The organism is Variovorax paradoxus, assembly GCF_030811855.1.
GTDB lineage: Bacteria > Pseudomonadota > Gammaproteobacteria > Burkholderiales > Burkholderiaceae_C > Variovorax > Variovorax paradoxus_L.
This window is the reverse complement of record NZ_JAUSRN010000002.1, coordinates 402,089-414,063: the sequence shown is the minus strand read 5'-3', so window position 1 is coordinate 414,063 and position 11,975 is coordinate 402,089. Positions and strand designations below refer to the sequence as shown.

General features: G+C 67.6%; 6 protein-coding genes. 4 read left to right on the top strand and 2 right to left on the bottom strand.

Translation table 11 applies throughout. The annotated features are described in order from the left end of the window. The first annotated feature begins 46 nt into the window (after window positions 1–46). Genes J2X92_RS06740 through J2X92_RS06725 form a run of 4 tightly spaced genes read left to right on the top strand, consistent with a single transcriptional unit; the run spans window position 47 to window position 9,835 of the window. On the top strand, window positions 47–763 hold the full coding sequence (locus tag J2X92_RS06740; RefSeq protein WP_307574418.1) for a mechanosensitive ion channel family protein: 717 nt from the start codon (window positions 47–49) through the stop codon (window positions 761–763). A 27-nt stretch (window positions 764–790) separates the two neighbouring features. Beyond that, window positions 791–2,953, top strand: a complete 2,163-nt coding sequence (glgX, locus tag J2X92_RS06735) for a glycogen debranching protein GlgX (protein WP_307574416.1) — start codon at window positions 791–793, stop codon at window positions 2,951–2,953. After that, the gene (gene treZ / locus J2X92_RS06730; protein WP_307574415.1) at window positions 2,950–4,782 is read left to right on the top strand and encodes a malto-oligosyltrehalose trehalohydrolase; all 1,833 of its coding nucleotides are present in this window, start codon (window positions 2,950–2,952) and stop codon (window positions 4,780–4,782) included. Before glgX ends, treZ begins: the two co-directional genes overlap by 4 nt. Continuing rightward, window positions 4,775–9,835, top strand: coding sequence for a malto-oligosyltrehalose synthase (locus J2X92_RS06725; protein ID WP_307574413.1), 5,061 nt, complete (start codon window positions 4,775–4,777; stop codon window positions 9,833–9,835). The genes treZ and J2X92_RS06725 overlap by 8 nt, the downstream gene beginning before the upstream one ends. 38 nt (window positions 9,836–9,873) lie before the next feature. On the opposite strand, the gene J2X92_RS06720 is transcribed toward J2X92_RS06725, so the two are convergent. Together J2X92_RS06720 and J2X92_RS06715 are read right to left on the bottom strand one after the other, a co-directional pair. Beyond that, complete coding sequence (locus J2X92_RS06720; protein ID WP_307574411.1) at window positions 9,874–10,212, bottom strand: PRC-barrel domain-containing protein; 339 nt, start codon at window positions 10,210–10,212, stop codon at window positions 9,874–9,876. A 145-nt stretch (window positions 10,213–10,357) separates the two neighbouring features. Then, the gene (locus J2X92_RS06715; protein WP_307574410.1) at window positions 10,358–11,950 is read right to left on the bottom strand and encodes a hypothetical protein; all 1,593 of its coding nucleotides are present in this window, start codon (window positions 11,948–11,950) and stop codon (window positions 10,358–10,360) included. Window positions 11,951–11,975 lie beyond the last annotated feature (25 nt).

Genomic DNA, 11,975 nt, shown 5'->3' with positions numbered 1-11,975 from the left:
CCACCGCAACCGCACTCGCAACCGCAATCACGCACCGGAGAGAAACATGGACAGATTTGGCATTCACCTGGAGCCGCTGAACGCAATGCTCTACCAGGTTGGAGCCTTCGTGCCCCGCCTGGCCATTGCGCTGGTCGTGGTGCTCGCCGGCTGGCTCATTGCCAAGACGGTGCGTTTTGCGGTGACCAAGGCGTTGCGCGCCATCAATTTCAACGTGCTGACCGAACGCGCCGGACTGGACAACTTCCTGCGCCAGGGCGGTTGGCCCGGCGACACCAGCAGCCTATTCGGCGTGCTGGCGTATTGGCTGGTCATTCTGGCTGCGCTGCTGATGGCGTTCAACGGCATGGGCCTGAGCTACATCGCCGACTTGCTCGGGCGCGTGGTGTGGTTCGTGCCGAATCTCTTTGTGGCCTTGCTGGTGTTGGCCTTCGGTTCGTATTTCGCCCGCTTCGTGGGAGAGGCGGTGTCGAGCTACTTTCGCGGCGCGCAAATGCGCGATGCCGTGCTGCTGGGGCAGATCGCGCGCTATGCCGTCATGGCTTTCGTCATCTTGATCGCGCTCGACCAGGTGAAGGTTGGCGGCGACATCGTGCGCGAAAGCTTCCTGGTGGTGCTGGCCGGCGTGGTGTTTGCCCTGGCACTGGCCTTCGGGCTGGCAGGCAAGGACTGGGCCGCGGAGCAGATCGAGCGCTGGTGGCCGCGCCTGCCGAAGGACAACATCCCGCCCAAAGGTCCGCACGACGAGCGGCCGCCGCGTTGACATTTTTCTCTCCCACATTCCAATTTGATGACACGCAGCCAACGCAATTCGATCACGGCCGTGTGGCCGGGACGCCCTTATCCGCGGGGCGCCAACTGGGACGGCGAAGGAGTGAATTTCGCGCTTTTTTCGCAGCACGCGCAAGGCGTGGAGCTGTGCCTCTTCGACGAGAAGGGCCGCCATGAACACCAGCGCATTCAGATCCGGGAGCGCACCGACGGTGTGTGGCACTGCTACCTGCCCGAGGCGCGTCCCGGGCAGGCCTACGGCTACCGGGTGCATGGGCCGTACAAGCCGGAAGAGGGGCACCGCTTCAATCCGCACAAGCTGCTGGTCGACCCTTATGCGAAAGACACGGTGGGCGAGCTGCGTTGGGGCGATGCGCTCTACGGCTACACGGTAGGCAGCAAGCGCGAAGACCTTTCGTTCGACCGCCGCGACAGCGCGCCGCTGGTGCCGAAGGGCCGCGTGCTGGAGCCCGCCTTCACCTGGGGCAACGACCACCGGCCGTCGGTGCCCTGGCAGGACATGGTGATCTACGAGCTGCACGTGCGCGGCTTCACCATGCGCCACCCCGATGTTCCGCCCGAGCTGCGCGGCACCTACGGCGGCCTGTGCTGCGCGCCCGTGGTCGACTACCTGAAGCGCCTGGGCGTGACCACCATCGAACTGCTGCCGGTGCACAGCTTCCTGAACGACCGGCACCTGGCCGAGAAGGGCCTGCAGAACTACTGGGGCTACAACTCGCTGGCCTACTTCGCCCCCGAGATGCGCTACAGCGCCTCGGGCAAGGTGAAGGAGTTCAAAACCATGGTGAAGACGCTGCACTCGGCGGGCATCGAGGTGATCCTCGACGTGGTCTACAACCACACCTGCGAAGGCAACCAGCTCGGGCCCACGCTCTCGATGCGCGGCGTGGACAACGCCTCCTACTACATCGTCAACGCCGAGCGGCGGCGCTACTACGACGACTTCACGGGTTGCGGCAACACCGTCAACCTCGAGCATCCGCATGCCCTGCAGCTGGTGATGGATTCGCTGCGCTACTGGGCGGAGGAGATGCACGTCGACGGGTTCCGCTTCGACCTGGCCTCGGCGCTCGCACGCGAAGCCGGCAAGGTCGAGAACCTGGGCGGCTTCTTCGACGCGATCCGGCAGGACCCGACGCTCAACCGCGTCAAGCTCATTGCCGAGCCCTGGGACCTGGGGCACGGCGGCTACCAGGTGGGCAACTTTCCGCTCGGATGGGCCGAGTGGAACGACCGCTATCGCGACGGCATGCGCGGCTTCTGGAAAGGCGATCCGGGCGTGATCGGCGAGGTCGGCAAACGGCTTTCGGGCTCGGAAGATCTCTATGGCTGGTCGGGCAAGCGGCCCAATGCGAGCATCAATTTCATCACCGCGCACGATGGCTTCACGCTCAACGACCTGGTCTCCTACAACGAGAAGCACAACGAGGCCAACGGCGAGGACAACCGCGACGGCAACAGCCACAACATCTCATGGAACTGCGGTGCCGAGGGGCCGACCACGGACCCGGAGATCGAAAGCCTGCGCGAACGCCAGAAGCGCAACCTGCTTGCCACGTTGCTGCTGTCGCAAGGTGTTCCGATGATCTTGGCCGGCGACGAACGCGGCCACACGCAGAACGGCAACAACAACGCCTATTGCCAGGACAACGACATCAGCTGGATCGACTGGACGCCCACGCCGGAACGCCAGGCGCTCATCACCTTCGTGGAGCGCACCATCGCGCTGCGGCGCGCGCATCCTTCGTTCCGGCGGCGCAGCTTCTTTGCCGGCAAGCCCTCTGAGGCCGAGAGCGTGACGGACGTGGTCTGGCTCAAGCCCGACGGCGCCGAAATGCGCCCCGAGGACTGGAGCGATGCCAACGCCCGTTGCCTGGCGATGTACATGTCGGGCGGCGGCATCGCCGACCGCGGACCGCGCGGCGAGGCGCAGCACGACGACGATTTTCTGGTGCTGTTCAACGCGCATCACGACGAGATTTCGTTCACGCTGCCGGCCGCACGTTATGGCGCCTGGCGTTTGCTGCTCGACACAGCCAGCGGCACGCCGCCGCCCGCCACCGAAGACGTGGCCGCGCTTGCACCCGCCTGGTCGGAGCCCGCTTACCCGCTGCAGTGCCGCTCGCTGGTGGTGCTGAGCCGGCCGGACGTGCGGCCATGAAACGTGTCCACGCAATGCCCTTTGGCGCCACGGTGCATGGCGGCGGCGTTGACTTCGCGCTTTGGGCGCCTTCGGCCAACGACATCTTGCTGCTGTACACGCCCGCCGGAGCAGCGACTGTGTCGCACGCCATGCAGCGCAGCGCCGATGGCTGGCACCGTCTCACGCTGGCCGATGCGCACCATGGCGACAGCTATGCCTACCGCCTGCCCGACGGCATCACCATGCCTGACCCAGCCTCGCGCTTCAACCCGCAAGACGTGCACAAGCCGAGCCAGATCGTCGATCCCGTCCGCTTCAACTGGACCGATGCCGAATGGCGCGGCCGCCCGTGGCATGAGGCCGTGGTGTACGAGCTGCACGTCGGTACCTTCACCGAGGAAGGCACCTTCAACGCCACGCGCGAGCGGCTCCGCGAATTGGCGGAACTCGGCATCACCGCAGTCGAGCTCATGCCGCTCGCGGATTTTCCGGGCGCGCGCAACTGGGGCTACGACGGCGTGCTGCAGTTCGCGCCGGACGCGAGCTACGGCCCGCCGGAGGATCTCAAGGCGCTGGTTGCCGCCGCACATGCGCTGGGGCTCATGGTGCTGGTCGACGTGGTCTACAACCACTTCGGCCCCGAGGGCAACTACCTGCATGCGTGCTGCCCCGAGTTCTTCAATACGGCGGAGCGCACGCCCTGGGGTTCGGCCATGAACTTCGACGGCCCGCACTCGCGCACCGTGCGCGACTTTTTCATCCACAACGCGCTGTACTGGGTGGAAGAGTTCCACGTCGACGGCCTGCGCATGGATGCGATCCACGCCATTCGCGATACCTCTCCCAAGCACATCGTGCAGGAGATTCGCGAGGCGCTGGACGCCGGCCCCGCGCGCGAAAGGCACGTGCATCTGGTCCTGGAGAACGACGCCAACCAGGCCTCGATGCTCGCGCGCGACGGCAGCGGCCGGCCCATCGCCGGCACTGCGCAATGGAATGACGATCTTCACCATGCGGTGCACACACTGGCCACTGGCGAAGGCGACGGCTACTACGCGGACTATGCCGACGACCCGGCAGCCGGCTTTGCGCGCGCGCTGGCCGAGGGTTTCATTTACCAGGGGCAGCCGTCGGCTTTTCGCGGCGGGGAGCCGCGGGGCGAACCCAGCACGCAGTTGCCGCCCACGGCCTTCGTGTCTTACCTGCAGACCCATGACCAGGTGGGCAACCGCGCGTTCGGCGAGCGCATTCATACGCTGGGCGACCCGGTGCTGGTGCGCGCCGCGTTCGCCTGCCTGCTGTTGTCGCCGCACGTGCCCATGTTCTTCATGGGCGACGAGTTCTCGGCCTCTTCGCCATTCCTTTATTTTTGCGACTTCGGGCCCGAGCTTGCTTCTGCGGTGGCCGAAGGGCGCCGCGCAGAGTTCGGCGGCTTCGCGGCCTTTGCCGACGAAGCGGCCCGCGCACGCATTCCCGATCCCAATGCCGAGGAGACGTTCCTTGCGTCGAAGCTGCGGTGGCGCGAGCGGGGCACGCGACCGCACTTTGCGCGGCTGTGCGAAGTGCAGCAGTTGCTCGACGTGCGCTATCGGCTGTTGGTGCCGCATCTGGCGGGTGCGCATCGTGCGGGAAACCATCGCGTTGAAGCAGGCGTCATCCAGCTCGATTGGGAGCTGGGCGAAAAGCGTCTTCATCTGGTCTCCAACCTTGGCACGCAGACGGCCGTGCAAGCTGCGGCACCGCCCGGCGCAGTGATCTACAGCACGGGCTCCGCGGCCGATGCAGCGGGCCTGCGGCTCGAGCGCGGCGCCGTGCATGCGACGCTGGAGGACATGGGCGTTGACTGATCCGAGCCACTGGGACCACGGCGCGCTGGAACGCCTGTGCCGGCACCACGGCATTTCGCCCGCCTATGTGGATGCGTTTGGAACGCAGCGCCACGCCACGCCCGAGAGCCTGGCAGCGCTGCTGGGCGAGTTCGGCGTGCATGCGGGGGCCGCCGAAGTGGACGCCGCCGGTTCGTCGCCCGTTCCCGCCATGCCGCCGGTGCTGGTGGTGCAAGCGGATGCGCGGCACTGGTCGCTGCAGCTGCCGCATCTTTCCGGCAGGCTGCATTGGCGGTTGAGCGACGAGGAAGGGCGTTCGCGCCAGGGCGAAGCCGACGCACAGCCATGGCCGCATGGCTGCTGCACGATGGAACTCACGGAGCCGCTCGCGCCCGGTTATCACTGGCTTCACATCGATGGCCTGGTGGGCCGCACCCTGGTGGTCGCATCGCCGGGCCGCTGCTACCGGCCGCCCGCGGTGCGCGATGGCGGCCGGGTGTGGGGGCCGGCGGTGCAGCTGTATGCGCTGCGCTCGCAACGCAACTGGGGCATGGGCGACTTCGGCGACCTGGAGGCGTTGATCGACGGCATGGCCGGGCAGGGCGCCGACGTGGTCGGGCTCAACCCGCTGCATGCGCTGTTCCCCACCGACCCGCTGCGCGCCAGCCCCTACAGCCCGTCGTCCCGGCAGTGGCTCAACGTGCTGTACATCGACGTGGAAGCGGCCGATGATTTTGCGCACTGCGAAGCCGCGCGCCGGCGCGTGGAGTCGCCTGAGTTCCAGGGCCGCCTCGCGGCGCTCCGGGCTGCGCCAATGGTCGACCATGCCGGCGTCGCGGCCGTAAAGTTCGAAGTGCTGGAGCTGCTGTTCGAGCACTTTCGCTCGCATCACTTGTCGCCGGCCGGTGCGCCCGATGAAAGAGGCGAGGCGTTCCTTGCCTTTGTGTCCGCGCATGGCGAACCGCTGCGGCGGCATGCGCTTTTCGAGGCGCTGCAGGCCCACTTTGCCGCGGCCGATCCGCACTGCTGGGGCTGGCTCGCATGGCCCGAAGCCTACCGCGAGGTCGATTCGCCCGAGGTGAAGGCCTTCGAGGCGCAGCACGAGAGCCGCCTTCAGTATCACCAGTATTTGCAATGGATCGCAGATTGCCAGCTGGCACGCGCCGGCAAGCGCTGCACGGCGCTCGGCATGGGCATCGGGCTCTACCTGGACCTGGCCGTTTCGGCGGACCGCGGCGGGTCCGACGCATGGACGTCGCAGCATTGCTTCGCGGTCGGCGCCAGCATCGGCGCACCGCCCGACGAGTTCAATCCCGCGGGACAGAACTGGGGCCTGCCGCCGCTGCGCCCTGACCGGCTTCGCACCCATCACTACGAGCCCTTCGTCCAGATGCTGCGCGCCAACATGCGGCATGCGGGCGCGCTGCGCATCGACCACGTGATGGGCCTGATGCGCCTGTTCTGGATCCCGCCGGGCCGCACCGCGCATGACGGCGCCTACGTCCGCTACCCGGTGGAGGAGATGCTCGCCATCGTGGCGTTGGAGAGCCATCGAAACAGTTGCATGGTGGTGGGCGAAGATCTGGGCACAGTGGAAGACGCGATGCGTGAAGCGCTCGCGCGCGCCGACGTGCTGTCGTACCGGCTGCTGTACTTCGAGAAGCAGCAGGACGGCGGCTTCACACCCCCCGAGACCTATCCCGCGGCGGCGTTGGTCGCCATCAGCACGCACGACCTGGCCACGCTGTCCGGCTGGTGGTCGGGCCATGACCTTCGGCTGCGGCTGGCGCTCGGGCTCTTTCCCGATCCGCGTTTGTTCGACGCGCAGCTGCTCGGCCGTGCGCAGGAGCGCATCCGCTTGCTGCTGGCGGTGCGCGAGGCGGGCCTGCTGTCGCAAGACGAAGCGGCGCAGGCGCTGGCGCATGCCACGCCTTCAACGCGCACCATGCAGGCGGTGCATGCCTTTCTTGCCGCGGCGCCGTCGGCGCTGATGGTGTTTCAGCTGGAGGACGTGGCCGGGGAAGTAGACCAGGCCAACATGCCCGGTACCACCGACACGCATCCCAACTGGCGGCGCAAGCTGGCACCGACGGTGCAGGAACTCGTGGCCGGCGATGCGATGAAGGGCCTCTCGGAGCGCCTGCGCACGGCGCGCCCGCGCCGCACCATGGGCGCGGAGCCGACGCCCCAGCGGCTGCAGGCGCGCGTGCCGAGGGCCACCTACCGCCTGCAGTTTCACCAAGGCTTCGGCTTCGATGACGCGATTCGCGTGCTGCCCTATCTTGCGCAGCTTGGCGTGAGCCACGTGTATTGCTCGCCGATCCAGCGGGCGCGCGCCGGCAGCACGCACGGCTACGACGTGGTGGCCCATGCCGAGATCAACCCCGAGCTCGGCGGCGCCGAAGGATTCGCACGCTTCGTCGAAGCACTGCACGCGCACGGCCTGGGGCAGCTGCTGGACATGGTGCCCAACCACATGGGCGTGCTCGGCGCCGACAACGCTTGGTGGATGGACGTACTGGAGAACGGCCCGGCCTCGCTGTTCGCGCATCATTTCGACATCGACTGGCAGCCGCTCAACAAGGAACTGGCTGGCAAGGTTCTGCTGCCAGTGCTTGGCGGCCATTACGGCGAGGTGCTTTCCAGCGGAGAGCTGGTGCTGCATTTCGAGGCGGCGGAGGGCAGCTTTGCGCTGCGCTACTTCGACCACCGGTTTCCGCTTGCGCCGGAAAGCTACCCCGTGGTGCTGGCGCGCGCGCTGCCGCACCTGAAGGACCCGGCGCTCACGGCGCAATTGGCCAGCCTCTCGACTGCCTTTGGGCACCTGCCCGGCCAGCACGCGCAAACGACCGCCGAGTGCACGGAGCGCGTGCGCGACAAGGAGCTGTTCAAGGCGCGGCTCGCGCATCTGGCGCAGGCGCATCCGTCGTTGGCGCGCGCCGTGCTGGCGGCCGTGGCCGAGCTCAACCTGAGTTCGCCCGAGGCCCGCGACGATCTGCACAAGCTCATCGACGTGCAGGCCTACCGGCTCTCCTACTGGCGCGTGGCGGCCGACGAAATCAACTACCGGCGTTTCTTCGACATCAACGACCTGGCGGCGGTGCGCATGGAGCGCGACGAGGTGTTCGAGGCCACGCAGTCCTTCGCGCTCGACCTGGCGGCGGCCGGCGTGGTGGACGGCTTGCGCATCGACCACCCCGACGGCCTCTACGACCCCGCGCGCTACTTCCGGCAACTGCAGGAAGGCTATGCGCGCCGCGCGGGTATCGTGCTGCCGGCCACCATGGACGCGGACGGCCGTCCGCCGCGCCCGCTCTACGTGGTGGCCGAGAAGATCGCCGCATCGGAAGAAGAAGTGCCTGTGCAATGGCATGTGCACGGCACCACCGGCTACCGCTTTGCGAACGTGGCCAACGGCGTGCTGGTCGACATCACCGCGGCGGGCGCCTTGCGCAAGACCTGGCATGAGTTCACGGGCGAGACGCAAGAGTTCGATGCCGTGGCCCGGTCGAGCAAGCGCGAGGTCATCCGCAATGCGCTGTCGTCGGAACTGAACGTGCTCTCCACAGAACTGCTCAGGATTGCGCGGGCCGACCGCAGTACGCGCGACTACACGCTCAATGCATTGCGCCGCGCGCTCACCGGCGTGGCGGCGTGCATGCCCGTGTACCGCACCTACATCGTCGATGCGCCCTCCGCGCAGGACGCGCATTTCATTGAAGCTGCCACCGAGTCGGCCGAACGCCAGAGCCGCGACGCCGACCGCTCGGTGTTTGCTTTTGTGCGCCGCGCGCTGCGCGGCGAAGCGGCCGAGCATGCGACGCCCGCGCTGGCCGAACGCGTGCGCCGCTTCGCGATGCGCTTCCAGCAGTTCAGCGCACCGGTGGCGGCCAAGGGCGTGGAGGACACCTCGTTCTATCGCTACTTTCCGCTCAGTTCGCTGAACGAAGTGGGCGGCGAGCCCGATCACTTCGGCTTCGACGTGCCGGAGTTTCACTTGCTCAGCGCCGACCGCGCGCGGCACTGGCCGCACACCATGCTTGCGACTTCGACGCACGACAACAAGCGTTCGGAAGACGTTCGCAACCGCATCGACGTGCTCTCCGAAATACCCGGCGAGTGGCGCGATGCGCTCGCGCGCTGGCATGCGCTCTGCTGCGGCGGGCAGGAGGCTGCCGCACCTTCACGCGCCGACGAATACCTGCTCTACCAGACCCTGCTGGGCACTTTGCCGTTCGGCGGCCTCGATGCGGACGCAGTGCCGGCATACGCCGCGCGCATCTGGCAGTACATGCAGAAGGCCGCGCGCGAAGCCAAGCTCCACACGCGCTGGACCCAGCCCGAGCCTCAGTACGAGGGGGCGCTCGAAAGCTTGGTGCAGCGCATCCTGTCGGACCGATCGGAAAGCGGCTGCCTCGCGGACATCCAGCGCATGGCCGATCGGCTGTCGTGGTTCGGCGCATGGAACGGCCTGACCCTCACGCTGCTCAAGTACGCCTCACCCGGCGTGCCCGATCTGTACCAAGGCAGCGAGCTCATCGACCTGAGCCTGGTCGACCCGGACAACCGGCGGCCGGTGGACTATGAACTGCGCACCCGGCGACTGGATCAACTCCGGACGATGGCAGGCGAGCCCGACCTGCCAGCGCGCGTGCAGGCGCTCGCCGCGGCGCCGCACGACGGCGGCGCGAAGCTCTGGTTCATCTGGCGGATGCTGTCGATGCGGCGCGAGTGCGCGGGGCTTTTCCGCGAAGGCGGGTATGAAGGGTTGCCTGTCGAAGGGCCGCTGGCGCGGCACGTGGTGGCTTTCGCGCGCAGGCACGAAGGGCGTACGTTGTTGGTGATGGCCGGGCGGTTGTTTGCCGGAATGCCGCGCGAGGCAGAAGGCAACGCGCCGATGCTTTCGGATGCGGCGGCTTGGCAGGGAACAAGGGTGACGTTGCCCGAAGGGTTGGAAGGCGCGGGGTTCGAGAACGTGCTGACGGGAGAAACGCTCGCGGTCAAAGGGAATGTTGTTCCGCTCGACGAGGCGTTCTGCCGCGTGCCATGGGCTGCTTTCAAGATTGAGCGATAGGCCGCGGCGTCTTTCCAAACCCCGCGGCCCGCACCCTCCTATAACCCGTAATACTTGTCGATCGTCCCGCTGTACCTGTCGTCGTAATCCGGCACCTGGTCATTCGCGTAGCGCGGCGCGCCGTCGATTTGCTCCTTGGTCAACGGCACTACGTAGCCGTCTTGCGAAGTGTCGTACTTCAGCATGGACCAGGGGAGTGGATAGCGGTCGGTGCCCATGCCCAGGAAGCCGCCGAACTCCAATACGGCGTAGCGGACCTGACCTGAGATCTTGTCGATCATGAGATCGTCGATGCTGCCGAGTTTGTCTCCTGCCGGGTTGTAGACGGCTGTTCCCTCGACACGCTCTGAAGAAATAACTGAATTGGCGCTTGCCATGGAAGTAAGTCTCCGGTCGCCATTTCTGGGGAATGACGGCGTTGGTTGCAATGCCCAGACACGCAACTTTCGGCGCGGAAAATTTCCGGCGCATCGGCCATGAGACCGTCGTGCTGTAGGAGTTGGTCGGGCGCGCGGCGTCAGGTCAAACCAGGACCAGCAGCAGGACGCAGGCTGCGGTCACGGCCAATGCGGTCATGTCGGCGCGCGACATGCTGCGCACGCGGCGCACGGTCAGTGTCGCCAGCGGCAGCAGCAGTGCGAGGCCGATCCAGCGGTCCAGCGGCATGAGGCAGATACGCGCGAGCGCCCACAGCCAGGCGCAGTGGCCGACAAAGCCCCAGAACTCGGCGCGGCTGGTGGGGGACGCCAGGTCGAGCGCGCTGCGCCAGCCGCTGGCCACGGTGTCCCACCAGCTGATCTGTTCGTTGTCCAGCAGCTTGAACAGGCCGTGCAAGGCCAGCACGCACAGGAGAACAGGGCCGAAGTAGAGGCTCCACAGCGCAATGCCGGTGAAGAGGGGATGGCCGTAGCCCGTGCCGCCGCTGCTCACGCTTGCGGTGGCCAGCACGGTCATGCCCGCGCCCGCCAGCAGCGTGCCTGCCGATATGACGAGCTTCGGCATGCCGAGGCGAAGCAGGCCGCGCCCGGCGGCGAACAAGCCAAGGGCGAGGACCGTGGCGCCAAGGAAGTATTTCAGCGCCTCCATCGAACCCTTCCAGCCCTGGTGGGGCTGCGCGGCCCAGCGGCTCGAGACAGGCGGCTCCAGCGCACTCGCGCCGGGGGCCCACTGCCGCGCGGGCTCGTGGCGTGCCGTCAGGAGCCGCCGGCTCCACTCTTCGCCCTGCGGCGCGAGTGCCGCAAGCGCCGCCTCCAGGTGATACAGGCGCCGTGCGTTGTCCAGGTCATGCGGCACGAGGAGCGGTTTGGCGGCGGCGCCGACGGCTATGAGCGCGGGCAACTGGTCGCGCCAAAACATGGGGACGGGCTGCGCATCGCAAGCCAAGGGCGCGGATGTTTCGCCGGGTTGCACCAGGGTCACTGCATTGGCCTCCATCTCGCTCAGGCGGCGCTCCGGGCGATCCCAGGCGCAGGCAAAGGCCAGGCTGTCGAGACCGCTGCCGGGCGCACCGCCCAGGACGATGCCGGGCCGGAATATCGGCAGCGGCTGCGTCGAGGTGTTGACCAGGCGCAGCGCCAGCATCAGGTGGACTTTGCCGCCGGCCGCCGGCGCGGCCCAGAGGCCGGGTGCGACGAGCTGCATGTCGCGCATCTCGAAGGTGAAGAAGGGAGCGCGCGCGGCGCCGGTCTCCCATTGCGGGGCCAGGCCCTGGTTGAGTGCTCCTTGCCATGCGGCGCGAAACGGTGCGTCGAGCACGGGGCTTCGCGCTTGGCCGCGGGCGATCGCGGCGGCGACGGTGTCTGCGGGGGCAGGGGCCATGCCCGGCAGCCGGCGCTTCAGGGACGCCCAGGGGCCGGGCCGGGGCGCGGGTGCCGGCGCCGGGCCGGTGATCTGCCCCACGTACGCATGCAGCAGCTCCTGGCGCAAGGCCTCCACCTCGGCAGTCGGCGCTCCGGCGCTGCGCATCAGGCCGACGAGGAAGAAGGCCTGGGCCGCGTTGCCGCCGAGCGTTGTCTCTCGCAGGGCGGTGGTGAATCGGGAGGGCTCCGATGCCAGCACCCAGGCCGGCAGGCAAAGCAGGACAACACAGAGAACGCCGCGCAGGGAGTGCGTCATGGGCGATGCCGGCTGGCGGCGGAGT

What these genes read in the sequence shown, in the direction of transcription:
- J2X92_RS06740 (WP_307574418.1), top strand. Translation starts at nt 47, where the DNA reads ATGGACAGATTTGGCATTCACCTGGAGCCGCTGAACGCAATGCTCTAC.
- glgX (WP_307574416.1), top strand. Translation starts at nt 791, where the DNA reads ATGACACGCAGCCAACGCAATTCGATCACGGCCGTGTGGCCGGGACGC.
- treZ (WP_307574415.1), top strand. Translation starts at nt 2,950, where the DNA reads ATGAAACGTGTCCACGCAATGCCCTTTGGCGCCACGGTGCATGGCGGC.
- J2X92_RS06720 (WP_307574411.1), bottom strand. Translation starts at nt 10,212, where the DNA reads ATGGCAAGCGCCAATTCAGTTATTTCTTCAGAGCGTGTCGAGGGAACA.
- J2X92_RS06715 (WP_307574410.1), bottom strand. Translation starts at nt 11,950, where the DNA reads ATGACGCACTCCCTGCGCGGCGTTCTCTGTGTTGTCCTGCTTTGCCTG.